Here is a 26,969-nt window from a genome sequence, read left to right as displayed (position 1 = left end):
ATAGTGAACTGTATTAATAGGGAAGAAAATGATTAAAATAAAAAGAGAAGGTTCAAAAAAAAGAGTTGATTAATGTCTTATCATCTGAACAATTATCTCCTTCGCCCCTAATTAATATTATTGAGCCGTAAAATGATAAGATATTCTTCATACAAATGTTTTGGCTCTCTCCTCAATTTTTAAACTTTAATGACCATGAGATTGTCTACCACAGTCAAAGCTATGGCGACTTCTCCAACTGTCGCACCTAAACGGGCTACCGCAGTAGTTCCTAAGTCTTACCCAAATTATAAGGTGATTGTCCTGAATGACGATTTCAACACCTTTGAGCATGTGTCTAACTGCTTAATTAAGTATATCCCCGCCATGAGTAGCGATCGCGCTTGGGAACTCACTAATCAAGTACATTATGAAGGGCAAGCACTCGTTTGGGTGGGGCCTCAAGAACAAGCAGAACTGTATCATCAACAATTACGTCGAGAAGGGTTAACCATGGCCCCCTTGGAGGAAGCCTAAAATGGCGCAAGAGGACAAAGGACGACTGGTTTGGAATCATTCGACTCATCTAGACGGATTGATTCCTATTCTCGAAAAATTGCTTAATTACACCCAAATTTCTACTATTACACCAGGAGTCATTGGCCGTGCTAGAGGCCATTGTCCTCACTTAAAATTACGGATTTCCGTACCAATTCGAGGCGGATATAAAGCGATCGCCAGACAAGGAAAAACCGTTCAAGAAGTCTTTTTTGTCACAGATTTAAGTCAACAAGAATTAGAATCAGCCATTGAAACCGTGTTAAATTAATCCTTAAGTATCTAAATGATCATCATCCGTCGGGTGGTTGATTTCTTCTTTAAAACCCCGTAAAGTTTTTCCTAGTGACGCTCCAATTTCAGGAAATTTTTTAGGGCCAAAAATAAACAAAGACACCACTAGGATTATAATTACTTCAGTCCATCCTAATCCAAACATAAATATCTCCAAACGTTAAGTTATTTCTGAATCGATAGAGTTAGGGGTCATCCTCAGTATATCCTGAAATAATCTAGATCTTGCTAATATCTTTGTTAGCATCATGAATTTTGGTTAAAAACCTGCCCCTAGTCCTAAAATCCTATTATTCTTCTATTTTACCCTGATATGATAGAAATTAACCCGACCTCGATTCGTTCTCAACTGCATCCTCTGATTGGTCAATTAGCAGAAGTAATTGTCTCTCAGTGGCAACAATATCTATCTCTATCTCCCTATGAATTACCCGATGGGTTAGGCTATGTAGAAGGACGACTTGAAGGGCAAAAACTGGTGATCGACAATTGTTGTTATCAAACCCCTCAATTTCGCAAACTTCACCTAGAATTGGCTAAAGTTGGGCAAGGGTTAGATATTCTTCATTGTGTTATGTTTCCTAATCCTGAGTATTCTTTACCGATGTTTGGTTGTGATATTGTTGCTGGTCGGGGGGGAGTAAGTGCGGCGATCGCTGATTTATCTCCCACTAACTCAGAATTAGTGCTTCCTTTAGAATACCATCAAGCTTTAGAACAATTACCTTCCGTTAATTTTACAGAATCCCGTGATTTGCCGGAATGGGGCGATATTTTCTCAAAATATTGTTTATTTATTCGGCCTCATAACCCAGAAGAAGAAAGTCAATTTATCTCTCGTGTGGCCGGTTTTTTACGGATACACTGTCAACAAGCTACCCAATTATCTCCCGTTTCTGAACAACAACGAGAACTTAATATTGCTGGACAAAAATATTATTGTACTAAGCAACAACAAAATGATAAAACTCGACGAGTTTTAGAGAAAGCATTTGGTGATGCTTGGGCCCATAAATATATGACTCAAGTATTATTTGATCTACCTAACAATTGATAATTAAAGTTTAATCCTCTATTTTAAAGGTAGAGGTAATTGCCCATTATCCATTATCCATTGTTTAAGGTATTGAAAGATGAAAGAAAAAGCCAGATTATTAGAAGCGATCGCCGGAAAAAATCGGGGTTTATTAGCGACAGAAATGGATAGAGTGAGGGTACTTTCGTCCCTAGAACAACTCGAAGATCATAACCCAACACCCAAACCCTTAGAAGCATTAGACTTATTAGAAGGAAACTGGCGATTATTATATACAACCAGTAGAGGAATTTTAGGATTAGATAAAGTTCCTCTATTACAATTGGGGCAAATTTATCAATGTATTCGGACAACAGACTGCAAACTTTATAATATTGCAGAAATTGTGGGAGTTCCTTTTTTAGAGGGAATTGTAAGTGTGGCGGCAAGATTTGAGATCATATCAGAAAAACGGGTTAATGTCAAGTTTGAACGCTATATTATTGGCTCACAAAAATTATTAGGCTATCAATCACCTAATCAATTAATTGAAGAAATTGAGGCCGGAAAAAAGTTTTTCCCCATTGATTTTAGCATGGAAAATCGGGAACAAAACGGCTGGTTAGAAATTACTTATTTAGATGAAGATCTACGGGTTGCTAGAGGCAATGAAGGGAATGTATTTGTCTTGTCTAAAGAAAGCCGTTGACCCCTACTGCTTATTAATACTCAATTTGTACTTAAAAATATTGGCTCTCCCGTACCTGTGGTGATAAGTAAAACTTATAATTCGTAGGGTGGGTTAAGCTGTTGTGCATTTAAACTGTTTATTGGTTAAATGCAAGAAAAAAGCTATAATCCTTTTGCCTTTTGCTTTTTGCCTTTTGCCTTGCTAAAACGCATTGTAAATGCGTTTTAGCTTAGACGCGGCTATGATTTTGATGAAAAACCCATAACTTTTAAGGCGCGTCGTAACCTACCATATTAAGTGTTATGAATTATAAATTATAAATTATAAATTATAAATTGGGATTTTATAGAACCCATTTGGGATCTCTATCGAAAGATTGAACTTATGATGGTTTTAGCAAATTGGATGATTTCTTCTTAATCCTGACTATGTAGAGATTCTGGGAAAGATCCCAAATGGGTTCTATAGACCCAATATCGTAAACAATCAAAGTCATTAAAGTTGCATCAGTCCTAAGCTGTCACGCATCTAAATTGGTAGTTGAGACTGCAAGGGAGCGCCGGAGCAAGGGAGCGCCGGAGAAAGAGTTTGAATTTTTGTACTGAAATTATCTATAACCATTTTAAATGCGTCTTAGCTTAATATTAAGTATTGTAGCTGATTATACATTTTATACCAAGATGTCGGGAGAGCCTAACTGCTCCGACCATAGCAAAAAAATCTGGCCAACATAGTAATTTGAATCACAACATTGGGAATACTGAGGATATCTAAGGAACTTTGACTACTGCCTTATGACGAACTCCACTGCCTCAAAGCGTAGCCGCGCTGTTGCCCTACGAAATTACTTTTCCCCCTTTGGCAATAAACTCATCGAAGCTGGGTATGTTGTCCCGGAACAGATGAAACAGGCCCTTGTTGAAACCCGTAAATCAGGTCGTCCCCTAACGGATGTCCTACAAGTAATGACGGGTCAACAGTTACCCCCGGAGTTATTTAGACAATATAAAAAACATCATTTATTTGAACTCAAAATCCTCTACGGTGTAGACTCAGTTGATCCCGAAGTGTCTCCAGTGGCAGATCGGCAGATGGCCGAATTAATTGAGACGTTAATTTCTTTTGATATCTGTCGTCGTCATAAATTGTTACCCATTTCTAAACATGAAGGCAATCCCCCATCGGTTTTGGTGGCCATGGTTGATCCTGACAATTTGGCGGCCCAAGACGATCTTAACAGGATCTTACGGGCCAGAGGCTTAGATCTGCGACGGATGGTCATTACCCAAGAAGATTATGACCAACTCCTAGAACAATATCATGAACTGCAAGCAGAACTTGACCAGGAAAAAGATCGGTTAACTAAAGAACAGGCCATGGAAAAAATGGCTGATCTGACCGATATTATGGGCAATCTTGATGCTACTATGGCATCAACAGAGGATGAAAGTCATGATGCCCTTGACTCTGACGATGCTCATCAAGCCCCTGTTATTAATTTGGTCAATAAAATTCTGGCCAAAGCCCTACAAGAAGGCATATCAGATATTCATATTGAACCGCAAGAAGAAGCTTTACGGGTTCGTTTCCGAAGAGATGGGGTACTCCATCAAGCTTTTGATCCCCTACCCCGGAAAGTCACTCCAGCAGTGGTAGCGCGGTTCAAAATTATGTCTGACTTAGACATTGCTGAACGTCGTCTCCCTCAAGATGGTAAAATTCGACGCATTTATCAAGGACGTAAAGTGGACTTTCGGGTTAATACCCTACCCAGTCGCTATGGGGAAAAAGTTTGTTTACGGATTTTAGATAATTCCTCTACCCAATTAGGATTAGATAAATTAATTACTAACCAAGAAACTCTACAAATTGTTAGAGACTTAGCCAGTCGTCCTTTTGGCTTATTATTAGTGACGGGGCCCACCGGAAGTGGTAAATCTACCAGTTTGTATTCGGTTTTAGCCGAAAGAAACCATCCAGGGGTTAATATCAGTACCGCCGAAGATCCTATTGAATACTCCTTACCAGGTATTACTCAAGTGCAGGTTATTCGGGAAAAAGGCATGAACTTTGCCTCAATTTTACGGGCATTTATGCGCCAAGATCCCGATGTCATCCTAGTAGGGGAAACCAGGGACGTAGAAACGGCTAAAACTGCTATTGAGGCAGCATTAACGGGTCACTTGGTATTAACCAGTTTACACACCAACGACGCAGCAGGTGCGATCGCCCGTTTGGATGAAATGGGGGTTGAACCATTTATGATTTCTGGGGCGTTATTAGGGGTATTGGCCCAACGGTTAATGCGACGGGTTTGTAGTGAGTGTCGGGTCGCTTATAACCCTAGTAAAGCGGAATTAGCACGTTTTGGCTTATCAGCTTCTAATGAGGAAGAAGCCACTATCTACAAATCTAACACATTGACCCCAGAGGAAATTACCGCAGCTAAAACCAGTGGTACATTATGTCAAAAATGTGGCGGTAGTGGTTACAAAGGAAGGGTTGGGGTTTACGAAGTGATGCGTAATACAGAACGCATTCAAAGTTTAGTCAATGAAGGGGCCACCACTGACCGTATTAAAGATGCTGCTGTTGAAGAAGGGATGATCACCATCCTAGCTTATAGTTTGCAATTGGTACAAGAAGGATTAACCACTCTCGAAGAAGTGGAACGGGTAACGTTTACGGATACAGGACTTGAGTCGGAGTTAAAAGCTAAACGTAAGAGTTCTCTTGAATGTAAAACCTGTTCGGCTGAATTACAACAGGAATGGATGGACTGTCCCTATTGTATGACCCCTCGATTTATTAACAACTAACTTATTAATTTAGGAGACAAAATTATGGCTATGGACATGATGATTGAAGACTTAATGGAGCAACTTGTAGAAATGGGTGGCTCTGATATGCATATTCAAGCGGGTGCGCCTATTTATTTTCGTATTAGTGGAAAATTGGCTCCTATTGATGAAGAACCTTTATCTCCTCAAGAAAGTCAAAAACTCATTTTTAGTATGCTCAATAATACCCAACGCAAAGAGTTAGAACAAAATTGGGAATTAGACTGTTCTTATGGGGTAAAAGGGTTAGCTCGATTTCGGGTCAATGTCTATAAAGAACGGGGTTGTTATGCTGCTTGTTTACGGGCTTTATCCTCTAAAATTCCTAATTTTGAACAGTTAGGTTTACCTAATATTGTCCGAGAAATGGCTGAACGTCCAAGAGGAATGGTATTAGTAACGGGACAAACAGGCTCAGGAAAAACTACAACTCTGGCAGCTATTTTAGATTTAATTAATCGTACAAGAGGTGAGCATATTCTGACGGTTGAAGATCCTATTGAATATGTTTTTCCTAATGTCAAAAGCCTCTTTCATCAGCGACAAAAAGGGGAAGATACGAAATCTTTTGCTAATGCGTTAAAAGCATCTTTACGGGAAGACCCAGACATTATCCTTGTGGGAGAAATGCGAGATTTAGAAACCATTGCTTTAGCGATCACTGCCGCAGAAACTGGACACTTAGTTTTTGGCACATTACACACTAATTCGGCAGCAGGTACTCTTGATAGGATCATTGACGTATTTCCCGCTAATCAACAATCGCAAATTCGGGCCATGTTATCTAACTCTTTGATTGCAGTTTTTAGTCAATGTTTAGTCAAAAAGAAAAACCCCAAACCCGGAGAATTTGGACGAGCAATGGCTCAAGAAATTATGATAGTAACACCAGCTATTGCTAACTTAATGCGAGAAGGAAAAGCAGGACAAGTCTATTCAGCTATTCAAACAGGGATGAAATTAGGAATGCAAACTATGGAACAAGCTTTAGCCAGTATGGTAGTAAGTGGCAGCGTTTCTTTTGAAGAAGCAATTTCTAAAAGTGGTAGACCCGATGAATTACAACGGTTAGTTGCTGGTGCTAGTACAGGATTAAAAGCGAAAGCTCGTATTTAATTTTAATAATTAATTATTCACGGTTTATTGTTGGTTAAAAAAATGCCTACTTATATTGCACAAGTTAAAGATAGCAAAGGAAAAATTTCTAAGCAAAAAATACAAGCAATGTCTCCTGAACAAGCAAGAGCAATGCTTAGACAACAATATCCTGCCATTGGTAAGATCAGTAAAGCCGGGATAGAAATTAATCTAGGTGGGCTAGATTCGATGATGAGTTCGGTTAAAGTCAAGGACAAAGCCGTGTTCTCTCGTCAATTTTCTGTAATGATTAATGCCGGAGTTGCCATTGTTCGTTGTTTAGGAGTTTTATCGGATCAAGCAAGTAATCCTAAATTAAAAAAAGCCTTACTTGCTATTAGCACAGAAGTTCAACAAGGGATTAGTTTATCCGAAGCTTTAGCGAAACATCCTGACTGTTTTGATCAGCTTTATGTCAGTATGGTAGAAGCAGGAGAAACGGGGGGGGTACTCGATGAAGTTCTTAACCGTTTAGCTCAACTTCTTGAAGATATGGCTAGACTACAAAACCAAATTAAATCGGCTATGGCTTATCCGGTTACAGTGGGAATTTTGGCAGTTCTAGTTTTCTTCGGTATGACTATCTTTTTGATTCCAGTTTTTGCTAAAATTTTCGCTGATTTAGGGACAGAACTTCCGGCATTAACTCAATTTATGCTATTCTTAAGTGGAATTATGCGGAGTTGGAAAATTCTGATACCAATTGTGGGCATTTCTGGATTTGTTTTTGGAATTAAACAATATTATAAAACCCCTATTGGCCGCTTACAAATTGATAAATTTTTGCTCAAAATGCCCCTCTTTGGTGACTTAAATGAAAAGTCTGCAGTTGCTCGTTTTTGTAGAGTATTTGGAACTTTAATGCGTTCTGGAGTCCCTATCTTAACCTCTTTAGAAATTGTTTGTAATACGGTGGGAAATAAAGTAATTGCTAATGCAATAGATGGAGCAAAATCAGAAATTCAACAAGGGGGGATGATGAGTTTAGCTTTACAAAATGCTAACGTTTTTCCTCAGTTGGCGATTCAAATGATTAGTATTGGGGAAGAAACAGGGGAACTCGATGCTATGATGATGAAAGTAGCAGATTTTTATGAAGATGAAGTTGAACAAGCAGTTAAAGCATTAACCAGTATTATTGAACCTTTAATGATGGTTATGATCGCTGGTTTGGTAGGGGTTATTCTCTTATCAATGTATTTGCCAATGTTCAAAATCTTTGATAAACTTGGTTAAGAAATTCCGGCTCTCCCGTACTTATGGTAATACGAAAATCTTATATTTCTTAGGGTGGGTTAGGCGGGGGATAATTTTGATGAAAAACCAATAAGTTTTAATCCGCAACCTAACCCACCATTGTAAATATGTAGCTTATTATTAATTACTACCAAGATGTCGGGAGAGCCGAAATTCCAATCGTTTTAGAGACCTTTACCGATGAGATTTGAAAGAAATAACTTTTTTGTTAAGTTTATTAAAAATAAATAAATAAATATTACAAAGATCATAGAAGTCTAACACTCTAATAGAATATATGCGGTAAAAATATATTGAGTAACACTTAGCCTTAAATAAGGAGACAAAATGAAGTACCTCAAAACTTTTTGTAAGTATTCAATAAATTTAGCCAAAGTTGGACTTAGTGTTGGAATATTTGTCGGAGCAGCAGTTAGTCCTGCTTTTGCCGATCCTGAAGTTCCACAACCACCTGAAAAACCCCCACTGCCGACAGTTTTTTGCTTCCGCTTTACAGACATTAAACAATCAACAGGAGACCCCCAAAATAATCGTTTTGAATTTGAGTTTGAATCTTTGAATTGGTCAAATCAACCAGCAAGTGGTATCGACCTTAGTTTCAATAAGGGAACGGGTTTTGGGGAAGTAATCAAGAAACAAACTCCTTCTTTAGTAGATGCATCTGTAGATAAAAATGGTCGAGCGATAGGGGAGGACTATACACCTCCTCTAGGTAATCAAGTAAAAACTAATGATTGGTCAGTAGCAACGAGAAACAGTAATCCTAATAAGCCGTCTCAAAAAACAGGTGTTTTATGGTCAGGAGGCACTCCCATTTCTAAGATTGATTTACTAGCAATCCAAATGACTGTTCCTTTTGTTTCTCAAGGAGGAACCACTCAACACATTATTAATCAGGTCAACGCACTTTATCCCTCCTTTAATCCCGATTTTAATCCAGTAGCAGATCCAGAAACCATTGACAACGGGCCTAATGTCTTAGACGGTTTCGTCTTTACTCTAGATAATTTTGATGTTGGTAAGGTAGTTTCATTTAACTGGCTTCTTCTTAAGGAAGATAAAACCCCTATTGGCAGTCCCGGTAGTGGCAATCCTTTTGGTTTTGGAACAATAAATCTTACTCGCATCAACCCCGGAGATCCTTTACCCGGTCCCGTGTTGGGAGGTAACACAGGTTTCTCACAATCGAGTACGCTTTTTTATAATGATATCTTCAAAATTAAAGATGAACATGGGAATGTTGTGGCAGAATTTGCTGGGGAATTTGGAGTAAGTCAAATTGCTCCTTTTAAGTTTGTTAATGATAACCGCTTTCAGTTAAAACCCGATACCTATATCATGCCTGAACCGTTAACGATTCTTGGTGCAAGTACCGCCTTGGGATTTGGCACTTTCTTTAAGCGAAAATTGTCAAACAAAGGTAACAATAATCGTTAAGTCTTTGAAGATTGATGTAGCTTAAGTTTGGAGGATAGCTTTCGTTGGCTAACCTCCAAGAATATAGATAATAATAGGAGAAAAGCCGATTTTTTTCACTCTTGGCGATGAAAAATCTAGATAAGTTAATGATATGGACATGGTGGCAGCGAGTAATCATACTCGGTACTCCACTCACGTTAGGTATTTTAGAAATGTGGCATCCTGTTGGACTGCCGAACAAAACTCCTTTCGAGTCTGTCTTGCCTAAAGTTGATTGGTGGATTACCCTGCATTTGCTGCAACTTCCTTTATTTGGTTTGTTAGGATTAGCAGTAATTCTACTGGTTCACAACCTGCACGGATGGGCCGCTACTCTAAGCCGAATCGGAATAGCATTTTTTATCGTGTTCTATGTCGCCCTCGACTCAATTATGGGTATAGCCGGTGGTTTGCTCATCCGTAGTGCGCGAGACTTGTCGCCCAATATCCAAATTTTTGCTGCCAACCAGTTTAATCTGCTCTTATTTGAGCCAATTATTGGCGGCAGTACCTTTTCTCTCCTTGGCATTCTGGGGGGAGGTGGCTGGGCGATAGGAGTGATAGCGGCTGCAATTGCCCTCAGACGTTCCGGTGTGCCTCTTTTGTCTTTCGTCTTTCTCCTCGCCTCTGCAATCTTGTTTGGACTAGCACACGTCCCCCCTACTGGACCTCTTGGTTTAGCTTGTTTTTTCATCGCTGTTGTTAGAATTGACCCCTTTTTATGGGGTGATAAAAATATCGCTAGGCATAATCGTTACAATCAGGAAGTCCTAAGATGATCACAATAAACAGAATCACTATTTTAGGAATGGTCGTTATTTTATGTGGAATAACTGTTGCTTGCAGTGTTCCTTTACCGCCTACTTCCTCAAACAAAGCAAAAGCTGAAACTTTTTACAATCAAGGTCTAGAAAAAGCTAAAGAAGGAGATTTTAAAAGTGCTATCCAAAGTTTGAATGAAGCAGTAACAATTAATCCTCAATATGCTGAAGCTTATAATAATCTTGGTAATGCCTATTTTGCGGTAGGTAATCACTCCGAAGCAATCCAGAATTATAGCCAAGCTTTGCAATTAGACCCTCATTTACCCGGTGTTAATTACAATCGCGGTTATGCCTACTACAAACTAGGAAAAGTTTCTGAAGCGATTAAAGATTATAATTTAGCATTAAAACTTGATCCTTCTTATCTGCCAGCTTATGGCAATCGAGCAATTGTCCGTTCTCAGTTAGGAGATGAACAGGGAGCAGTGGAAGATTACACGCAAGTTCTACGTATTAAGCCTGACCTTCCAGAAGTTTATTATAACCGAGGTTCTGCTCTTTTAAAACTGGGAGATAAACAGGCAGCTATTAAAGATTTAAAAAAAGCAGTACAACTGTTTTCTGACCAAGGAAGAACCGATGCTTATCAAACGACACAAGAACTTCTCAGTAAGGTTCAGAAGTGAATAATTTGTTGATTGGAGTTAATTTTAAATTTGGGAATGCCAAATCAAGTTAGATGAAGTCCAAAAAAAAATCTCGATTATGTTTAAATCAAATCCCTATCTTGTCTATTTTCACTCTCAGGTTATAAAGTAATTGAATTAACGTTTTTTTTCGGATAAATTTGGTACGATAAACCTAATCATTAATTATCAATTATGAAAGTTACATCCTCATTAACTCTCATTACTCTAGTCACCCTGAGTCTTAGTATTACCAGTACAGCCAAAGCACAAATTAAGATTGGGCCAAATATTAGTGTACCCCCCAGACAATGTATACCTGGGGCTATTAATTGTGACGCAGAAATTCACAGAGAAAATATGCGCCACAACAGTCAACTATACTTCCAAACTCCTGAAAAGATTCTCCAACATTTCCACCGAGAACGGACAGAAAGAGCCTGTTTAGAGCGTACTATTACCACTCCTCCCCCGCCCATTGATCGTAATTGTAACCAATACCTCAACCGAATTGATGCCTTAAACCAAAAAGATCCCGTGATCCAACAAAGAGAACTACAACAACGAGAAATTGATCGACTTTTCCCCAATGCCCCCAAATAAGACCAGAGCGGTTAATAATAGATAATTAATTGTTGTTCAGGCGATGAAATGGTCAAGCCCCTCAAAAAGAATACACCCCTTATAATTGGTTCAGGGATAGTTGCCATCGCAGTTTTAGGTACATTAGCAACGGTTTTTGTGGCCCCTAAAGCAGTCGGATGGTTAGAAGAACGCCAACAAGCCAAAATAGAAAAAACTCTCCAAGAAGACAGTCAAAAACCGTCTGTTGTCTTGACCTTCGCCGAACTTCCCCCAGAAAAAAGAGACACCAAACTCCAAGAAATTGCCGCATCAGAAACCTTATCCTTAGAACGGAGTCGGGCCCGTTATCTTTTAGCAATGGATCTCCTTAAAAAATACGAAGGAGGCCCCGCCCTCAAGCAGTTAGAAGGTTTAGACACAGAATACCCCGTCTTAGCCCCCTATATCCTTTTAAAACGGGGTAGAGGCTATGAATTAACCAATGAATTGGCCAAAGCCCAAGAAACTTGGCAAGAACTCCTAAAAAACTATCCTGATGTTTTAGTTACCGCAGAAGCCCTTTATAAACTAGGAAAAGATGATCCTCAGTATTGGGATCAGGCGATCACCAAATTTCCTGGTCATCCTCAAACTCAAGCCATTATTCGTCAAAGTCTTAAAGAAAACCCCAAACAACCCAAATTATTATTATTATTGGCTCAATATGCCATTCTTGACCCTGGAACCAATCCGATCCGCGATCGCCTAGTTAAAGGTTTTGCCCCTCAGTTAACCCCGGAAAATTGGCAAATTATCGCTGATGGTTATTGGGCAACAGAAGAATATCAAAAAGCAGCTATTGCTTATCAAAAAGCCCCCCGTACCCCCGAAAATCTCTATCGTCGGGCTAGGGGAGAACAACTTCAACCCAAGAACCAAAACGCAGCTAAAATCGCTTATCAGGAACTTATTACCACCTTTCCTGATGCCCCTCAAACAGCTTTAGGTTTGAAGCGATTAGCGAAAATATCTCCCCCGGAAACCGCTATTAGTTACCTGGATCAAATTGTTCAAAACTTCCCTCAAGATGCCCCAGATGCGTTAGTCGAAAAAGCTAAATTATTCGATAAACTTAATCGTAAAGCCCAAGCCGCCGAAATTCGTCAAAATTTACTCTCTCAATATCCCAAAGCAGATGCAACGGCAGAATATCGTTGGGCAGTAGCCAGAAAAGCAGCAGATAAGGGAGATATTAAACAAGCTTGGACATGGGCCCAACCTATTGCAACGAATAACCCGGATAGTTCTGTATCCCCTAAATCGGCGTTTTGGGTCGGTAAATGGGCCCAACAATCAGGATACTCCAAAGAAGCACAAGCAGCATTTGAGTACGTCGTTGCCCGTCATCCTCAATCTTATTATGCTTGGCGATCGGCGGTACAATTAGGCTGGAATGTAGGAAATTTTAACAATGTTCGTCAAATTACCCCCACAGTGACTAAACCGGATACTCGTCCCCTTCCTCCGGGAGGATCAGATATCTTTCAAGAACTTTACCGTTTAGGACAAGATGGAGATGCTATTACCCTGTTTCAAGCAGAAATTGGCGATCGCACAGAACTGAATGTCAATGAAGCCTTTACGGATGCTTTATTGAAATTGATACAAGGTAAAAATCTTCAGGGTATCAACCAAGTTTGGAATCTGAAACATAAAGATAAACCCGAAGATGAAACTCAATGGCAAGAACTCAGACAAACGGATGAATATTGGCATGCCTTATTCCCATTTCCTTTCTATCAAACTATCATTAATTGGGCAGAACGTCGTAAACTTAATCCTTTATTAGTGACCTCTCTCATTCGCCAAGAATCACGTTTTGAACCAGAAATTAAGTCTCCAGTGGGGGCAACAGGTTTGATGCAAGTAATGCCAGCAACTGGAGAATGGGTGGCTAATAAAATTAGTTTGAACAATTATTCTTTAACTAATCCTAATGATAATGTCAATTTAGGGACTTGGTATTTTGATCATACCCATGAAGAATATAGTAATAATTCTTTGTTAGCTGTGGCTAGTTATAATGCAGGGCCGGGCAATGTTTCTAAATGGATAAAACGATATAATGTCAGTGATCCTGATGTATTTATCGAAAAAATCCCTTTTAAAGAAACTAAAGGATATGTTGAATCTGTTTTTGGTAATTATTGGAATTACTTACGCATTTATAACCCAGATATTGCTCAATTACTAACTAAATATGGTCAACAAAATTCAGCAAAATAGTTTTAACAATGAACAATTGATAGTTAAAATGTAGATTTGATCAATGGATAATTGAGGAGGAGAGGTAATTATCCATTATCAATTATTCACCATAACATCGATAAGAATCTAATTCTTTTAATAAAGAAAAAACAGCAGTTTCAGACTTAGCGATCGGTCTTAAAGAAGCTATCACCTGAGATAGCTTTTCCCCAGTGATAGGGCTATCTAAAGCAGGGACATTAGGAAAAACTTGGGAAAAGGCTTTAAGTCTTTCTCTCGTCTTCCAAGGAAGGAGAATTAATTGTTTTGTGTTCATCGCTTTAAAAGGGGTTTATAGTAGGATAATGAGATCCAGGGGAAGTCAAAGAGTTTGTCTTAACTTTTTGCTGGGTTAAAAAATGAGAAACAGCAACAGCGACTACCTCATTAAAATCCCATTGAGAATGACTTTCTAAAAAGGTCGTTAGAGACTGATAAGTGTCTTCAGGAATTTCTACTTCAAGGGCGATAGGAGTTTGCATTTTTTTTCAGAGGAATAAACAATAAAACTAGGAGAAATGAAAATATTTTAGGTAGAAATTAACAATAAGAAAACAAGGGCTAACTATTTAGATATAGCCAAGAAAAGTTACGTTAGCACATTATATTCTAGGTGAAAGAGAATGAATAATAGGCAATAGGAAAGTCTTAACCTTTGCTTTCATGACTATATATCAGACTCAAGTATCCTAACACATTCGACAATAAAAGGTTTATTGATTTTTCAACAGATTCTCCGTGACTCCTTTTCCCCGTAAATTCCTCAAAACCTAATTTAACTGTCATTCGCTGTGGAAAAGTCTTGATTAATTGTGGAAAACTTGGGGAAACCTGGGGAAAAGTCTTGATAATCCTGTGAAAAGACTTGGGGAAATTAAATTAGCCGATGTTTATAAATCTTGATATTACATATTATTACGCTTGTCAGTTGAATTTTATTAAGATTAAAATAGAAATAATATTTTTTGAAGAAAATAAAGTTAGTCTGAAATTAATCGGGTAAAAAACTATTATCTAATATTTGTTCTAATGTAAAAGGACAAGAAACCGGAAATACAGTAATAGATAACCCTTTTTCATCACTTGCTTCAAATCATTATGATAAGTAGGTAGACAAAATTAATTACACAAAATTTGTAGGGGCGGGTTTTTTACATAAATCAATGATTCTCACAAAAAAACTAGATAAACCCGCCCTGTTTTTTTTTCATAATTATAGAGGGTTTTGGTACAAAATTTTCAACTCTTTCTCCCTGCGCCTTTGCAGTCTCAACTACCAATTTAGATGCGTGACAGCTTATCAATCTAGATGCGGTGGGTTACGTTTCGCTAACCCACCCTACAAGTTTTATCTGGTGAGAGTTTTGCGGTTTAAGTTGACACTAATGACGGCCGTTGACCCCTACATTTGCCTATTTAACCCTAAACAGCATCTTTTAATTCATCAAGACGGGCTAAAACTTCAGCACTATGAATAGCAGGTCTAACCCCTAAAAATCGTTCTTTTAAAATACCATTAGGATCAATTATATAGGTATGACGTAAAGACATTCCACTCAATAAAGATCCATATATTTTACTCACTTTTCCTGTTGTATCTGCTAATAAAGGGAAGGTTAAACCTTCCGCATCACAAAATTCTCGATGAGAGTCAACATCATCCACACTAACTCCTAAAATTTGAGTATTTTGGGCTTGATATTTGGGTAAATCTTGTTGAAAACGACGCGCTTCTAAAGTACAACCAGAGGTAAAATCTTGAGGATAAAAATACAATACCACCCACTGACCTCGATAATCAGATAAAGAAATTTCTCCATCTCCCGTATTAGTTGGTAAGGTAAAATTAGGAACAAGTTCATTTAAAGGTAGTTGTGGCCCTCCTAATGCTAAAACTGGAGAACTCCAACCACAAATGGTCACAGCGATCGCTATAATTACACTCAAAACAGTACGACGAGATATCATGATTAACTAAATTATGAATTATTAATTATAAATTATAAATTATAATGGTTCTTCTAGACTGGGTTGTGATAACTTATTAGTCAGTAATGCCTTAAACTCTCTTAAAAGTGAGGTGAGCAACTCGAAAGAGCTTAACTTTTATTAAAACATTATTTTTTTAATGCTGTAAGCTGTCACGCATCTAAATTGGTAGTTGAGACTGCAAGGGAGCGCCGGAGAAAAAGTTTGAACTTTTGTACCAAAATTCTCTATAACCATTTTAAATGCGTCTTAGCTTAAACTTTATTAGAGGATGCTTTTAGGTATTATTTATTATTAATTTATCACACTCAGTTTACAAAAGCCTTTATAATTCATAATTCATAATTCATAATTCATAATTAAACGCTGAAATCTCGCGCAATTTGTTAGCAACCTTCCCGCTAGTTAATAATGCTTCTGCTTGAGTTAAACCAGTCTTCATATCAGCACAAACACCACAACGCCACAGATAGAAACCTCCATTATAAATAGCTAAAGATAGGAGAGGTTCAGATTGTGCGATCAACACTCCTTGCATCTGTTTAATTAATTGTGCAGCCGAATCTAAGGTTACATCTTTACCGGCTAAGTCATAATCACTAGGATGGAGGAAAAAACGTTCCCAGGAGGGGTTAATATTAGGTTGATTAAGTCCAATAATTGCCGTACGACTTTGAGGCAGATCACAACTACCTTCTAATCCTTTAATAGTAGTAAAATGACTAAATCCTCTTAATTCAAATGTGTCCCGAAAGAGATTTTCTGTGGGAGGATGAACAAAACCTGACACGACATGAATATTTTTACTTAAACAAGGCGACCAAATTAATTCTAAAGTGGATAAAGGAGGGCGTTTACCAATTTGATTACGATAGGGAACTAATTGATTAGCTTGGGAAAAATGATGAGGTAAATAGATAAAAGTGAGACCTGTTTTTTCTAAGAGTTGCTGACTTTTTGTCAGAGATAACACAGAAAAATCGACCCCTAATCCTTGCCAAATAGTAATTAAGGGTAAACCATATTTAGTAGGCATCCGATCACCACCGTGCATCACCACCGGAACCCCAGCAGTAGCCAATAATAAAGCAGTTATCGTCGTCACTGGGGCCGTACGCGATCGCCCATCATAAGGAGTTCCCAATACCGTCACCGGATAGTCAAAGGCTAAATTATCGGTTTGTAATTTTGGACCTAATTGATCATAAGCATCCAGCATTCCCGCTAATTCTGGAGCAGTTGGGCGTTTAATACGATGAACCATGAGAAAAGCCCCTATTTGGGCCGGTGTTGCTTCTTCTAACAACATCATTCTGGTTGCATCGGCTGCTTCCTCACGGCTTAAATCTTCTCCTGTGTGAACACCACTGCCGATTTTTTTAAGATATTCTCTAAAAATATTGCTCATCACTGTTGAAGGTTATTAGTCGGGCTGATTATATTCTAGGGCGTACAGTAGCCACTAAGGGAGAGAATTTTTTCAGAGCAGCGATCGCGTGTAAGCGAACCGCCTTATCTGAATCTTGGGCGAGTTTCTCGAGTGTGTCAAGAGCAATAGGATGACCTAATTTTCCTAAAGACATAGCCACCGCTTGTTTTATTTGAGGTTGATGGAGAGCTTGTTGTCTTGAACTGAGAAAATTTAGTAAAATCTCAGTAGCTTGAGCTTTTAAATCAGCCAAAGGTTGACAACCTAAAACATTGACGATCGCCTGACAAACGGTTTCATCTCCCCAACGTAACCCTTCTTGTAGATATTCTAAAGATTGAGGGGTGCAGATCCAACTTAATGCCCCTACAACCTCTTGTTTAAGCCACAGGGGAGTAGCCGGAGACTTAAGAACGTGAAATAGTGCCTCTGCGGCCTTATTACCCCCCAGTCGCCCTAAAGCTAAAGCTGCTTGTTGACACACATCTAAATGAAGATCGTAGAGTAAGGGTTTAAGCTGACTGACTAAATTAAATTGTTCTTGAAATTCTTTTTGCATCCCTAAAGCAATAACAGCTTCTTTGCGTACTGTTGTGATCGGATCATGTAAAGCTTTGAGAAAAATAGGTATCAGACAAACATTATGAAAACTGCTGAGTGCTTCTAAGACCGTCGTTCTGATTTCTGGAGCAGGATCATCAACTACTTTTAGTAAGGGGGTAATGATTTGAGTATTGCGGATCTCAGCTAAGACTCGTACGGCCAACAAACGGGCCGAATTTTCCGACAATAACTCACTTAATGCCTCAATAGCAGGAGTGCCAATCTTGCCCAACGCGGCGGCCGCAACCATTAATAGTTCAGTCTTTTGAGAATTTTTGAGTAAATTAACTAAAGCACTAACCACTTCTTTTTCGTCAAATTCGCCGAAAATTCCCCCCACAAACCAGCGAATTTCTTCCTCTGTCTCCTCATCTTCAAGAATGTTTAATAAAGGCGCGATCGCTATTTTACCCAAAGTCGGAAATATTTTGCTAACTTCCCAACGTTGTTGAAAATCCCCTTCTGACAAAACGTATAAGGCTAATTTAAGTCTATCATCTTCGGAGTCAGAAGGATTTTCCTGTAATTGCTGTAAGTATTGGTTGACGAGTGTTCCTTGGGTTAGATCACCAGCTATCTCTGAAGTGTTTAGGGGTTGAAACATACTTTTTGGAGTTACATTCATCGCTAGATCAGGTTTTTCGATTCACTTATCACATTCTTTGAATCAATCATAGACCATAGTAATTCCTTACGATCAGTCTAATCTTGAGGTACTCATAATCACTAAAAATTCTGTTCAACTTAGCTAACTACCATTATCGCCAATAAGTAGTCGGACATAAATAAACAATACTATGTTAAGAAATGTAACTAGGTTGTAACCCCTCTCCGGCGCTCCCCTGCTCCGGTGCTCCCTTGCTCACTTCACCGTAACGTTTATTTTTGTCCAGTTACTTATTTCGCCCCTACCTGTAAAATGACGCTTTCAAGTTCAGATACGATTCTGATTATTGGTTATGGTAACTCATTACGTAGCGATGATGGGGCAGGAATCAGGGTTATTCAAGCAATTCAACAAAAACCTTGGCCGGGGGTGCGATCGCTTTCTGTGCATCAATTAACTCCTGAATTAGCGGCTGAAATTGCGATCGCTTCTGCTGTTATTTTTGTGGATGCAGCCCTATCAGAATTTATTGAGGTAAGATCTCTTGTTCCTAATCTAGAGGGCATAAAATTAGGACATCACAGTAATCCTGAAGTTTTGTTAGCATTAACCCTAAGTCTTTATGAAAGAGTCCCTCCAGCTTGGGGAATTTTCATTCCTGGTATCAATTTTGAGTTTGGAGAAGAATTATCGCCAAAAGCACAAGAAGGGGTTAAATTAGCCTTAGAAAGGATTCAAACCATTGTTAATCTTCTTGTTCTTCTTCTAACAATTGAGCCTCCCTGAGTCTTTCTGTAATAAAGGGTTATGAACATCAACGATCGCCCCTTAATCAAAAAGAGCGATCGCTGTTGGACTATCTTCGAGGAAGCTAGTTTAAATTGAAACTTCAGAAAATTCGCGGGTCAGATGATCAAAGGGTTGATCGATAAAAGAAGTATCTTCAACCCCTGCGTCAGCGGCCATAGATTTGACCATATCTTTCATAATTTGAATTCCCCGTACTGTGGGTCCAATGGGAACCCCCAAGGAATTATAGGTTTCTCGTAACCCTTGTAACACTCGTTCGTCTAAAACATTTGTGTCACCTGCTACGAGGGCATAACTAGCATAGCGGAGGTAATAGTCCATGTCTCTTAGACAAGCAGAGTAACGACGAGTGGTATAAGCGTTTCCTCCGGCTCGAATCAATTCTGGAACTTCTTCAAACAGTTGTAATCCAGCATTTTTGACGATTACAGGAGAATTAGCATTAATAAGAGCCGCTACTGCAATTCTAGCTGCGCCAGAGTCAAAGTAGCTTTTCAATTCACCCATTGCATCTCGATCTAAATAACGACCAGATACATCGTAGTTTCTAATTAGATTAGTAATGGCATCTCGCATTAAAGTTTTCTCCCAACAACAATTTTTAATGGCTTACATGAAGCCTCATATTCCATTCCATCTACTTATAATCTCCATAAATAAAGCTTTGTGTCAAGTAAAAACCCCTGGTGGGAGTCAGGGTTTTTTTAGGAGGGTCTTAGAAAACTATATGATCCCTTAGCCTTTGAAACAGTAACCGCGTGGCATAAAAGCAAACTCGAATGATCGCCTCTTTACCTTTTGACTTGCGGTGCGGCTGCACCGCTTATTCTAAAAGAGTTCTAGAGATTAGAAATTATAAGGGTTTCCCTCGCTTCGTGAACTTGACGACGAGGCATGATATAATAAATTATTGCAAAACTTTTGAGATAATTTAAACAAGAGGAGGAGTCACAACTACCTCCTGAAAATCAGTTGGAGTTTGAGAAAATTGTTCTAAGGTTAATAATTCTGGATAACTAGAAAATTCTGGTAAAATCTCTTGAATAAAAGCTTCTGCTGCTTTAGAACGATAACGATTAGGATTAATAATAACCGATAAAGTTCTTCTAACTTCTACTTCCTTAATAATAGCTACATGAATGTCTCCGATTTTTTGCTCTTTTTCAATCGCATTGATTGAAACAAAAGCCACTCCTAAACCTGCTTGAACCGCATTTTTTATCGCTTCAATTGAATTAAGTTCCATTTCAATTTTCAGGCGTTTTGTATCAATTTCACAGCGAGTTAATACCTTATCAATAACTTTACGAATTGTAGATTGAGAATCTAAAGTAATAAAATTTAGACGATATAAATCATCTTTTTGAATAGTTGCTACCTTAGCTAAAGGATGAGAAGACGGTAAAATTAAAGCTAACTCATCTTCAGCATAGGGAATAATTTTTAAAGTTTCTTGTAATTCGGAGGGAACTTCCCCCCCAATAATCGCTAAATCCACTTGTCCATTGGCCACTCCCCAAGAAGTTCGACGAGTAGAATGAACCTGTAATTGAACCGCAACATCAGGATATTTTTGACGAAATAAACCAATCATACGAGGCAATAAATAGGTTCCTGTTGTTTGAGATGCTCCGACTATTAAAGTTCCCCCTTGAAGATTTTGTAAATCTTCGATCGCTCGACAAGTTTCTTGACAAAGGGTGATAATTTTTTCACCATAAGATAATAATAAATGACCCGCTTCCGTTAATTGAGCTTTACGTCCCCCCCGATCAAATAACGGTACATTTAGCTGTTTTTCTAAGTTTTGCACTTGCAGACTGACGGCAGGTTGAGAAACATATAAAGTATCCGCGGCCCGTTTAAAACTTCCCTCAGCAGCGATCGCTTTGAGGATACGCAATTGATCTAAAGTGAAAGGAATATCTGACATAGGGTTTATCAATGTAAGGAGTATACCGCAACTGGTTAAGCAAAAGGCAAAAGCCGGATACAAAAAGGTTTGCTGCTTTTACCAACGTCTTAACCTATGCTTCGACTGCTGTAAGTAGGAAAGTAAACCTTAAATCTAGCTTAAATTCAATCATAGGGGATTAACGCAGAATATCTAATTCCTACTCCAAATGACAGTATCACAACACGGGTATCAAATTCCTTTACGATAATAAATAGGGACAAAAAATCCCTTTGATCCATTTTCAGCACTAACACCAAACGCAATGGGACTACCAACCTGGTTGACACCGAGTCATTGGATTATATTAGGGTTATTATTGGGATTTGCCATCGCTCATAGTGGTATGGCAGCTTTGCGTTTTTGGGGAGAAAGTAAAATAGGGGCCAGACTCTATCGTATTCTCTTTGCTTTGGTTAGCATTCCTTTAGCGGTTGTCTTAATTGTCTATTTTTTCAATCATCGTTATGATGGTCTGATTTTATGGCAAGTCCAGGGTATTCCAGGCATAAAACCTTTTGTCTGGGGAATGTCTGCTATTTCCTTCTTTTTCCTCTATCCTGCTACTTTTAATCTTTTAGAAATTGCCGCGATCGCTAAACCGCAAGTCCATCTCTACGAAACGGGAATTTTGCGGATCTGTCGTCATCCTCAAATGGTTGGACAAGTAATCTGGTGTATTGCCCATACTCTCTGGATCGGCACAACTTTTACCCTAGTCACGTCTTTAGGTTTAATTGCTCATCATGTGTTTGCGGTGTGGCATGGAGATTATCGCCTCAAAAAACGCTATGAAGACGCTTTTCTTAAGGTTAAGGAACGAACCTCTATAATTCCCTTTTTAGCCATATTGCAGGGTCGTCAAACCATCAAATGGGAGGAATTTGTCCGTCCTTCTTATTTGGGGATTATCGGATTTATTGCTTTGTTGTGGTGGGGTCATCCTTGGTTAATGCAAGTGACGACTCAAATGTATTGGTAAGCTAATGCCCAATAATGTCAAGCACTAGCAAATACTGTCCCAATCACTTCTACCGATGGGTCTACTTCTATCCAAACCCTAGCACCACAGTTTTTAGGTTTTTCTGGAGAATAGATTACTTTGCAACCGCCACGAATATCAACCTGATGACATTGTATAGTGCGATTGCCGCGATGAATGCTGATGGCTGGTTCTGGATTTTTCTGATGGATATTTCGTTGAAGAATCTTTTGATTAACATGAATATAGGTGGCAACTCGTTGAGGACGCTTGCGCCATGTTCCCTTGGGGCCTCGTTTGCCGGGAATTATTTGAGGCATCTCATTGTACAAGGGAATTCGCCAGAACCTTCCTTTTTTAAAGGCTCCTTTGATTCTGCCTTCTGCGAGCAGTTGTCTTACTCGTTGCTGACATATTCCTAACAGTCCTGCTGCTTGTGTTGTTCCTACATATTCCATACCGTCAACCCTAGCACTATAGTTTTTTTCGTTATGCCTGAAGTTATGCTCAAAATTATTGACTCTAATTAAGAATACTTCTCAATATAAAAATTTTAGTGAGATAGTGGACATAAAAATAAAAAGGCTCTAGACTAAGATTCAAGGAAAAGAACCTGTCTAGAGCCTTAACCTTTAAAGCGACTGCCATCGCTCTGAGAGAAACGCTTATTAACTAAAGCTGAGTCATTTATTTTGATAATGATTCAGTTGAGTTCTGCACGTCTGTTTCAATTTTAAGGTAGTCCCAACTCATAGGCAAGTTCTCCCCCTCTTATTGAGAATATCTTTGAAGTAGGTTTTGAGAAAAGCCTGATTTAACAGTAATTCCTAGATCACGGGCAAATAGTTGGATATGGTTCGTATACGAATGCGGATGGAACAATAGAAACCAGGGCTTTTCTTTTACAATCTGTTCCTGAATCTAATACGATTGTTGGTTTGTTAGCTGTGGGTATTTTGGGTTTAGTTAAATTACAGCAGCGCAAATTATAGATCATATAGGATTTAACAGTGTTAAATCCCTACCAATTATGATAATTACCGTAGGGGCATAACACTGTTATGCCCTAATTGTTTGTTTATGATCTAATTTGTTGTAAATGATGACAATGCAACATATACTTTCCTTCTAATTTTCTGCCATCTCTAGTGGCAAACTTTAAGGCAATGCGTACCGTTTCTTGGGAACCCACATGAAAGATATCTTTCCATCCTCGTTCATAAGGAAAAGGTGGTTTACCATTGCGGTCTAAAATCTGTCCTTCCACCCCATGAAGATGTATAGGATGTAATTTACCCTTTTGGGGGTTGACCAGTGTCCAAATTTCAATATCACCAGGGTTAGCGCGGAAATCAATGCGTTTAGCGTCCCACATCTTTTGATTAATCATCCATTTTCCCTGAATATTTTCATAGATAAAAGTGCGCTCGCGGTTAGCTGCATCAATAGAAATCGTTTCAAAGGGACGAATTTGATCCGGAATTTCACTATCATCAATTTCTTGACGTACCACATCAAAACGCATGATTGGTTTAACAGGAGTTTCAAGATCAACCCTTTCTTTGAGTCCCGTATTTTGTAGATAAAGTTGAGTTCCGAGGGGATACTTAGAAAAGTCAATTACCACTTCATAACCTTCGGCCATAGATACCCTTAAAGTTTCAGGAGAACTAATAGGAATAGGTTGATCAATAAGTCCTCCATCATTACCAATAACAGTCAAAATATCCCCTTCAGTCAAAGCATTTTCTTGACGACTTAAGGCCAGTTGAAAAAAGTTACTACCCGTTCCATTTAAAATACGAAAACGATATTTACGGTTAGCTACTCCCATACGGGGCCAAGGAACCCCATTGACCAAAGGGACACTACCCTCAAATAACGTATTTTTTTTGGTATTATTGAGGATCAACGAACCGTCTAGTCCAAATGTCTTACTTTCTAGCATTAACGGCACATCATATTCCCCTTTAGGTAAGGGTAACTGCCGTTCATAGTCATCTTCGACGATATACATTCCTAATAGTCCCATTGATACATTGCGTCGCGTTAAATCTGCCACATGGTCGTGATACCAAAGGGTAGCGGGGCGATCATTACCATAATGATAATCTTTGTAATAGTCAGGGGGGACAAAATCTAGGGCATAACCATCATATTGGGGTTGAGAAGTCGAAGGAAAGGAAACCTATGTGCTGTGTTGGGTTTCGTTCCTTAACCCAAGCTAGGAAAATTGCTGATCTCAGCAGCAGTGGCATCTGACGGGCAAAAAATCAGTACAGTTAGTCAAAAAAATGCGCCCTAATGGGAAATTATCTTTGTTAGTTGATCCAAATGGATGTAGCATAGTGCCAAGTATTATAAAAAACTTAAATAACACGACCTGATTCATCATGTTGTCAGTTAACGATCAAACCTTTTCTTCCACGGTTTTAGAATCCTCTCAACCCGTTCTTGTCCACTTTTGGGCCCCTTGGTGTGGGTTATGTTTATTAATTCATCCCTTATTATCTAAAGTACAGTCTGAATGGGATGGCCCCCTAAAACTCGTGAGTGTCAACGCTGATGAAAACTTCAAATTGGCTAATACTTATCGGTTAAGAAATTTACCTACTTTAATCTTATTTGATCAAGGCCAAATCATTCATCGATTAGAAGGTGTTCAGGGACGAGAGGAATTAATTAAAACTCTTAAGGGTCTTCAGGTTAATTCTTTCGCTAAGTCAGCCTAAAAAGCCTCACGGGGTGATAACAAGATTGAAAATGAGGCAGGGTGGGTTTATTTAACTTATTTGTAAACATCATAAATTGTTGCCAATAACCCACCCCTACAAAAAATATATTTTAATATCTATTGAAACAATTGACATAATTCAATCACTTTAATTTGTAGCGTTTCAAGAGAATCTCCTCCTCGTTTCAAACTAAATTCCAAACCCAATAACAGAGGAAAAGTTTTTAATAATTGTTGACCTGAACAAGTTTGTAATTCTTTTCGTAAAAAATAAATTCGTTTAGGATTAGGAATATCAGCTGCTGCTGCGATCGCTTTTTCGTCTTTTTCTCCTGATTCAATTTTTAACTTAATAATAGCCCAGGTACGAAATTGTCCCACTAAAGTTGCCACAATTTTTAATGCAGGTTCATTACGGGAGATTAAATCAGCTATTAATTGTAAAGCGTTATCCGTCTGGCCATTGCGAATAGCTTGAGCAAGTTGTAAACTATTTTGAGTATTAGAATTAACTAAGGTGGTGATAATATTCGTATCTAACACCGTAGTTTGATCGCCATGATAAAGGCGTAATTTTTCTAATTCATTCCACAATTGTCTGGTATTATTCCCTACTAATTCTGCCATTAATTGGCTGGCATTCGGAGTTAATTTTACTCCTATTTCTTGCGCGATACGTCGGACTTGATTAATTAATTGATCCGTATTCCAGGGAGAGATAGGAGAAAATTCTTGTACTTTAGCGTATTTTTCTAATAGTTTCGTAGATTTTAGCCGCTTATCCGGTTTGTTACTAGAGGTTAGCAGTAGATGGGAAGTCTCAGGAATAGCAGGGAGAATGCGCTGAAGTTGGGAGAAGACATCATCAGGACATTGTTGAGTGACGGTAGACTCCACTATCCAGATTAAACGTTCTCCTATGCCAAAAACAGGAGTCATAGCTTGATTTAAAGCATCAATAGTGGCCATTGCCTGATCGCCCGAAATTTTGTCATAATTAAACTGACTCCAATTGGGATCGAGAACCCGATCTCGAAGTTTATTGACTTCTTGGGCGATCGCAAAGTCATCTTCTCCCCAAAACAAATAAATTGGCATAAAAAAATGGTTAAAAATTAGAGACAATAAAATTATCAGGTTAGTTGAATTATTAGAGGAAAAAAAAATTGGACGAGACTTATCAAACTTATGTTAATCGGGTAGCAAGACTGACCTTAAGTCCTACCTATGAAACCCAACTTCAGAATATCCAAAAATCCCCCAAATTTGAAAACCGTCAACCTGTTCCTTTTCCTGGTTATACGGTTATAACTCCTCTCTATCAAGATGATAATCTAAATAGGGAATTTTATCATAATTTGGCAACAACACAGAAAGAATTATTAGAACAAATTGACTCAGAAATATTAATTCCCCTGCCACCAGAAAGTTTTCACTTAACTGTTGCCGATTTAATTTGGAATGATGGTTATCGAGTTTCTGTTGAACAACATCCGAATTTTCATGAAAAAATAAGAAATTGTCTAAGAGAGAGATTTCAAACTTACCAAAACTTGGTCAGTGAAACAGGAAAAAGCCAATGGCAATTGGTCGGATTATTGGTTTTTCCTCGTGCTTTAGTAGTAGGATTAGTTCCTTGTAACGAATCTTCTTATGATAAAATTGTTAAATTACGACAATCAATTTATCAAAATCTTGATTTAATTGGGTTAGGTGTTCAACAACAATATCATTTTACTGCTCATGTTACTTTAGGGTATTTTGATGCAATTCCTTCGGAACTTGACCGCGATTACTTAGCGAATATTCTTGCCTCTTTTAATGATAAATGGTTGGGAACTGACCCCCAAATATTAACAATTGATAAGGTGGAGTTACGCCGATTTGAGGACATGACAAATTATCTGGCTGATCCGAACAATCCTCAAGTAGAAATTTAAGCTAAGATTATCTTAATTTTCTGCCTATCTTTCTTGTTCATGTAATCTTTCAAAGGCATTCTTAATTAAAGTATTCGCTGGAATTGCTTGACTAGGAATGTCTGTCGCTATGGCGAGATTGAAGGTTATTTTTTGACTGTAAGGAAAGATAGAATTAAGTTGTTGAAGATTCTTACCAGTCATATTAGTAACTCGTTTGACTACTTATGGTAAGTAATCATAATTTAATAGTTGTTCCTCAGAATATAATGACAGATAGTTTTTTTTATTCTAAGGCATGGTAACATAATATTGTATATTATTATCTTCATCGCAACTGCTGCTGTACCTAATACTAAATTTGCTAAAATTATTAAGATTTTAATGGAAGA

At 38.4% G+C, this 26,969-nt stretch carries 28 protein-coding genes and 3 pseudogenes; 17 read left to right on the top strand and 14 right to left on the bottom strand.

The window, feature by feature from the left end; genetic code table 11:
* The first annotated feature begins 222 nt into the window (after nt 1–222).
* Both clpS and AsFPU1_RS21200 read left to right on the top strand, forming a co-directional pair.
* Nucleotides 223–516, top strand: a complete 294-nt coding sequence (gene clpS / locus AsFPU1_RS21205; protein WP_227873442.1) for an ATP-dependent Clp protease adapter ClpS — start codon at nt 223–225, stop codon at nt 514–516.
* A 1-nt stretch (nt 517) separates the two neighbouring features.
* Nucleotides 518–808 carry a DUF2103 domain-containing protein gene (locus AsFPU1_RS21200; protein ID WP_124973262.1) on the top strand — a complete coding sequence of 97 codons (291 nt, stop codon included), beginning with the start codon at nt 518–520 and terminating at the stop codon, nt 806–808.
* Nucleotides 809–811: 3 nt separating this feature from the next.
* Here AsFPU1_RS21200 and tatA read toward each other — a convergent pair whose 3' ends face one another.
* Nucleotides 812–976, bottom strand: a complete 165-nt coding sequence (gene tatA, locus AsFPU1_RS21195) for a twin-arginine translocase TatA/TatE family subunit (RefSeq protein ID WP_124973264.1) — start codon at nt 974–976, stop codon at nt 812–814.
* 168 nt (nt 977–1,144) lie between these two features.
* Here tatA and AsFPU1_RS21190 point away from each other — a divergent pair, with 168 nt between their 5' ends.
* The 10 genes and pseudogenes from AsFPU1_RS21190 to AsFPU1_RS21145 all read left to right on the top strand — a co-directional run bounded on the left by AsFPU1_RS21190 (nt 1,145) and on the right by AsFPU1_RS21145 (nt 13,529).
* Entirely contained in the window at nt 1,145–1,885 is a 741-nt protein-coding gene (locus AsFPU1_RS21190) for a phycocyanobilin:ferredoxin oxidoreductase (RefSeq protein ID WP_124973266.1), read from the top strand.
* Between the two features lie 79 nt (nt 1,886–1,964).
* Complete coding sequence (locus tag AsFPU1_RS21185; protein ID WP_124973268.1) at nt 1,965–2,555, top strand: PAP/fibrillin family protein; 591 nt, start codon at nt 1,965–1,967, stop codon at nt 2,553–2,555.
* 776 nt (nt 2,556–3,331) lie between these two features.
* On the top strand, nt 3,332–5,356 hold the full coding sequence (locus tag AsFPU1_RS21180) for a GspE/PulE family protein (RefSeq protein WP_124973270.1): 2,025 nt from the start codon (nt 3,332–3,334) through the stop codon (nt 5,354–5,356).
* A gap of 30 nt (nt 5,357–5,386) precedes the next feature.
* Nucleotides 5,387–6,493 (top strand): type IV pilus twitching motility protein PilT, encoded by a 1,107-nt coding sequence (locus AsFPU1_RS21175; RefSeq protein WP_124973419.1) that lies wholly within the window; start codon nt 5,387–5,389, stop codon nt 6,491–6,493.
* Between the two features lie 42 nt (nt 6,494–6,535).
* On the top strand, nt 6,536–7,750 hold the full coding sequence (locus AsFPU1_RS21170) for a type II secretion system F family protein (protein ID WP_124973273.1): 1,215 nt from the start codon (nt 6,536–6,538) through the stop codon (nt 7,748–7,750).
* Between the two features lie 1,353 nt (nt 7,751–9,103).
* Nucleotides 9,104–9,208: pseudogene (locus AsFPU1_RS21165) on the top strand (PEP-CTERM sorting domain-containing protein); the annotation flags it as partial.
* Between the two features lie 107 nt (nt 9,209–9,315).
* A complete protein-coding gene (locus AsFPU1_RS21160) occupies nt 9,316–10,008 on the top strand; it encodes a hypothetical protein (protein ID WP_124973275.1) in 693 nt (230 codons plus the stop codon).
* Nucleotides 10,005–10,679 carry a tetratricopeptide repeat protein gene (locus AsFPU1_RS21155; protein WP_124973277.1) on the top strand — a complete coding sequence of 225 codons (675 nt, stop codon included), beginning with the start codon at nt 10,005–10,007 and terminating at the stop codon, nt 10,677–10,679. Before AsFPU1_RS21160 ends, AsFPU1_RS21155 begins: the two co-directional genes overlap by 4 nt.
* A gap of 195 nt (nt 10,680–10,874) precedes the next feature.
* Nucleotides 10,875–11,282: a hypothetical protein gene (locus AsFPU1_RS21150; RefSeq protein ID WP_124973279.1), complete on the top strand. Its 408-nt coding sequence runs from the start codon at nt 10,875–10,877 to the stop codon at nt 11,280–11,282.
* A 48-nt stretch (nt 11,283–11,330) separates the two neighbouring features.
* Nucleotides 11,331–13,529 (top strand): lytic transglycosylase domain-containing protein, encoded by a 2,199-nt coding sequence (locus AsFPU1_RS21145; RefSeq protein WP_124973281.1) that lies wholly within the window; start codon nt 11,331–11,333, stop codon nt 13,527–13,529.
* Nucleotides 13,530–13,611: 82 nt separating this feature from the next.
* Here AsFPU1_RS21145 and AsFPU1_RS21140 read toward each other — a convergent pair whose 3' ends face one another.
* The 6 genes and pseudogenes from AsFPU1_RS21140 to AsFPU1_RS21115 form a co-directional block, all read right to left on the bottom strand.
* The gene (locus AsFPU1_RS21140; protein WP_124973283.1) at nt 13,612–13,827 is read right to left on the bottom strand and encodes a hypothetical protein; all 216 of its coding nucleotides are present in this window, start codon (nt 13,825–13,827) and stop codon (nt 13,612–13,614) included.
* 4 nt (nt 13,828–13,831) lie between these two features.
* Nucleotides 13,832–14,032, bottom strand: coding sequence for a DUF2811 domain-containing protein (locus AsFPU1_RS21135; RefSeq protein WP_124973285.1), 201 nt, complete (start codon nt 14,030–14,032; stop codon nt 13,832–13,834).
* 509 nt (nt 14,033–14,541) lie between these two features.
* Nucleotides 14,542–14,628, bottom strand: a pseudogene (locus AsFPU1_RS23480) (DUF29 domain-containing protein); the annotation flags it as partial.
* A gap of 344 nt (nt 14,629–14,972) precedes the next feature.
* On the bottom strand, nt 14,973–15,515 hold the full coding sequence (locus AsFPU1_RS21125) for a peroxiredoxin (RefSeq protein ID WP_124973423.1): 543 nt from the start codon (nt 15,513–15,515) through the stop codon (nt 14,973–14,975).
* A 370-nt stretch (nt 15,516–15,885) separates the two neighbouring features.
* A complete protein-coding gene (locus AsFPU1_RS21120; RefSeq protein WP_124973287.1) occupies nt 15,886–16,947 on the bottom strand; it encodes an anthranilate phosphoribosyltransferase family protein in 1,062 nt (353 codons plus the stop codon).
* 28 nt (nt 16,948–16,975) lie between these two features.
* Nucleotides 16,976–18,175 carry a HEAT repeat domain-containing protein gene (locus tag AsFPU1_RS21115; RefSeq protein WP_124973289.1) on the bottom strand — a complete coding sequence of 400 codons (1,200 nt, stop codon included), beginning with the start codon at nt 18,173–18,175 and terminating at the stop codon, nt 16,976–16,978.
* A 315-nt stretch (nt 18,176–18,490) separates the two neighbouring features.
* On the opposite strand from AsFPU1_RS21115, the gene AsFPU1_RS21110 reads away from it, so the two are divergent.
* Nucleotides 18,491–18,964, top strand: a complete 474-nt coding sequence (locus AsFPU1_RS21110; protein ID WP_124973291.1) for a hydrogenase maturation protease — start codon at nt 18,491–18,493, stop codon at nt 18,962–18,964.
* 90 nt (nt 18,965–19,054) lie between these two features.
* Here AsFPU1_RS21110 and apcB read toward each other — a convergent pair whose 3' ends face one another.
* Entirely contained in the window at nt 19,055–19,564 is a 510-nt protein-coding gene (apcB, locus tag AsFPU1_RS21105) for an allophycocyanin subunit beta (RefSeq protein WP_124973293.1), read from the bottom strand.
* A gap of 355 nt (nt 19,565–19,919) precedes the next feature.
* Nucleotides 19,920–20,921 (bottom strand): LysR family transcriptional regulator, encoded by a 1,002-nt coding sequence (locus tag AsFPU1_RS21100; RefSeq protein WP_124973295.1) that lies wholly within the window; start codon nt 20,919–20,921, stop codon nt 19,920–19,922.
* Between the two features lie 286 nt (nt 20,922–21,207).
* Between AsFPU1_RS21100 and AsFPU1_RS21095 the strand changes: the two genes are divergently transcribed.
* The gene (locus tag AsFPU1_RS21095) at nt 21,208–21,924 is read left to right on the top strand and encodes an NnrU family protein (RefSeq protein ID WP_124973297.1); all 717 of its coding nucleotides are present in this window, start codon (nt 21,208–21,210) and stop codon (nt 21,922–21,924) included.
* A gap of 17 nt (nt 21,925–21,941) precedes the next feature.
* Here AsFPU1_RS21095 and AsFPU1_RS21090 read toward each other — a convergent pair whose 3' ends face one another.
* Entirely contained in the window at nt 21,942–22,382 is a 441-nt protein-coding gene (locus AsFPU1_RS21090; RefSeq protein WP_124973300.1) for a helix-turn-helix domain-containing protein, read from the bottom strand.
* Between the two features lie 384 nt (nt 22,383–22,766).
* Between AsFPU1_RS21090 and AsFPU1_RS21085 the strand changes: the two genes are divergently transcribed.
* Complete coding sequence (locus tag AsFPU1_RS21085; RefSeq protein WP_124973425.1) at nt 22,767–22,916, top strand: PEP-CTERM sorting domain-containing protein; 150 nt, start codon at nt 22,767–22,769, stop codon at nt 22,914–22,916.
* Nucleotides 22,917–23,002: 86 nt separating this feature from the next.
* On the opposite strand, the gene AsFPU1_RS23475 is transcribed toward AsFPU1_RS21085, so the two are convergent.
* Both AsFPU1_RS23475 and AsFPU1_RS23225 read right to left on the bottom strand, forming a co-directional pair.
* Complete coding sequence (locus AsFPU1_RS23475; RefSeq protein WP_369692090.1) at nt 23,003–23,758, bottom strand: multicopper oxidase family protein; 756 nt, start codon at nt 23,756–23,758, stop codon at nt 23,003–23,005.
* Between the two features lie 174 nt (nt 23,759–23,932).
* Nucleotides 23,933–24,073, bottom strand: a pseudogene (locus AsFPU1_RS23225) (multicopper oxidase domain-containing protein); the annotation flags it as partial.
* Between the two features lie 244 nt (nt 24,074–24,317).
* On the opposite strand from AsFPU1_RS23225, the gene AsFPU1_RS21075 reads away from it, so the two are divergent.
* On the top strand, nt 24,318–24,656 hold the full coding sequence (locus tag AsFPU1_RS21075) for a thioredoxin family protein (RefSeq protein WP_124973304.1): 339 nt from the start codon (nt 24,318–24,320) through the stop codon (nt 24,654–24,656).
* 119 nt (nt 24,657–24,775) lie between these two features.
* On the opposite strand, the gene holA is transcribed toward AsFPU1_RS21075, so the two are convergent.
* Nucleotides 24,776–25,756, bottom strand: coding sequence for a DNA polymerase III subunit delta (gene holA / locus AsFPU1_RS21070; RefSeq protein WP_124973306.1), 981 nt, complete (start codon nt 25,754–25,756; stop codon nt 24,776–24,778).
* Between the two features lie 68 nt (nt 25,757–25,824).
* Between holA and AsFPU1_RS21065 the strand changes: the two genes are divergently transcribed.
* Nucleotides 25,825–26,598, top strand: a complete 774-nt coding sequence (locus AsFPU1_RS21065) for a DUF1868 domain-containing protein (RefSeq protein WP_124973308.1) — start codon at nt 25,825–25,827, stop codon at nt 26,596–26,598.
* A 24-nt stretch (nt 26,599–26,622) separates the two neighbouring features.
* Here the strand turns inward: AsFPU1_RS21065 and AsFPU1_RS22820 are convergent, their stop codons facing one another.
* The gene (locus AsFPU1_RS22820; protein WP_172957473.1) at nt 26,623–26,781 is read right to left on the bottom strand and encodes a hypothetical protein; all 159 of its coding nucleotides are present in this window, start codon (nt 26,779–26,781) and stop codon (nt 26,623–26,625) included.
* Nucleotides 26,782–26,969 lie beyond the last annotated feature (188 nt).

It is taken from the genome of Aphanothece sacrum FPU1 (assembly GCF_003864295.1).
Taxonomy (GTDB): domain Bacteria; phylum Cyanobacteriota; class Cyanobacteriia; order Cyanobacteriales; family Microcystaceae; genus Aphanothece_B; species Aphanothece_B sacrum.
Note: the sequence above shows the minus strand (reverse complement) of the source record. Positions and strands in the feature narration are given on the sequence as shown.

Coding starts and splice junctions, on each gene's coding strand:
- clpS (WP_227873442.1), top strand. CDS start 223: ATGGCGACTTCTCCAACTGTCGCACCTAAACGGGCTACCGCAGTAGTT.
- AsFPU1_RS21200 (WP_124973262.1), top strand. CDS start 518: ATGGCGCAAGAGGACAAAGGACGACTGGTTTGGAATCATTCGACTCAT.
- tatA (WP_124973264.1), bottom strand. CDS start 976: ATGTTTGGATTAGGATGGACTGAAGTAATTATAATCCTAGTGGTGTCT.
- AsFPU1_RS21190 (WP_124973266.1), top strand. CDS start 1,145: ATGATAGAAATTAACCCGACCTCGATTCGTTCTCAACTGCATCCTCTG.
- AsFPU1_RS21185 (WP_124973268.1), top strand. CDS start 1,965: ATGAAAGAAAAAGCCAGATTATTAGAAGCGATCGCCGGAAAAAATCGG.
- AsFPU1_RS21180 (WP_124973270.1), top strand. CDS start 3,332: ATGACGAACTCCACTGCCTCAAAGCGTAGCCGCGCTGTTGCCCTACGA.
- AsFPU1_RS21175 (WP_124973419.1), top strand. CDS start 5,387: ATGGACATGATGATTGAAGACTTAATGGAGCAACTTGTAGAAATGGGT.
- AsFPU1_RS21170 (WP_124973273.1), top strand. CDS start 6,536: ATGCCTACTTATATTGCACAAGTTAAAGATAGCAAAGGAAAAATTTCT.
- AsFPU1_RS21160 (WP_124973275.1), top strand. CDS start 9,316: ATGAAAAATCTAGATAAGTTAATGATATGGACATGGTGGCAGCGAGTA.
- AsFPU1_RS21155 (WP_124973277.1), top strand. CDS start 10,005: ATGATCACAATAAACAGAATCACTATTTTAGGAATGGTCGTTATTTTA.
- AsFPU1_RS21150 (WP_124973279.1), top strand. CDS start 10,875: ATGAAAGTTACATCCTCATTAACTCTCATTACTCTAGTCACCCTGAGT.
- AsFPU1_RS21145 (WP_124973281.1), top strand. CDS start 11,331: ATGGTCAAGCCCCTCAAAAAGAATACACCCCTTATAATTGGTTCAGGG.
- AsFPU1_RS21140 (WP_124973283.1), bottom strand. CDS start 13,827: ATGAACACAAAACAATTAATTCTCCTTCCTTGGAAGACGAGAGAAAGA.
- AsFPU1_RS21135 (WP_124973285.1), bottom strand. CDS start 14,032: ATGCAAACTCCTATCGCCCTTGAAGTAGAAATTCCTGAAGACACTTAT.
- AsFPU1_RS21120 (WP_124973287.1), bottom strand. CDS start 16,947: ATGAGCAATATTTTTAGAGAATATCTTAAAAAAATCGGCAGTGGTGTT.
- AsFPU1_RS21115 (WP_124973289.1), bottom strand. CDS start 18,175: ATGTTTCAACCCCTAAACACTTCAGAGATAGCTGGTGATCTAACCCAA.
- AsFPU1_RS21110 (WP_124973291.1), top strand. CDS start 18,491: ATGACGCTTTCAAGTTCAGATACGATTCTGATTATTGGTTATGGTAAC.
- apcB (WP_124973293.1), bottom strand. CDS start 19,564: ATGCGAGATGCCATTACTAATCTAATTAGAAACTACGATGTATCTGGT.
- AsFPU1_RS21100 (WP_124973295.1), bottom strand. CDS start 20,921: ATGTCAGATATTCCTTTCACTTTAGATCAATTGCGTATCCTCAAAGCG.
- AsFPU1_RS21095 (WP_124973297.1), top strand. CDS start 21,208: ATGGGACTACCAACCTGGTTGACACCGAGTCATTGGATTATATTAGGG.
- AsFPU1_RS21090 (WP_124973300.1), bottom strand. CDS start 22,382: ATGGAATATGTAGGAACAACACAAGCAGCAGGACTGTTAGGAATATGT.
- AsFPU1_RS23475 (WP_369692090.1), bottom strand. CDS start 23,758: ATGGGAGTAGCTAACCGTAAATATCGTTTTCGTATTTTAAATGGAACG.
- AsFPU1_RS21075 (WP_124973304.1), top strand. CDS start 24,318: ATGTTGTCAGTTAACGATCAAACCTTTTCTTCCACGGTTTTAGAATCC.
- holA (WP_124973306.1), bottom strand. CDS start 25,756: ATGCCAATTTATTTGTTTTGGGGAGAAGATGACTTTGCGATCGCCCAA.
- AsFPU1_RS22820 (WP_172957473.1), bottom strand. CDS start 26,781: ATGACTGGTAAGAATCTTCAACAACTTAATTCTATCTTTCCTTACAGT.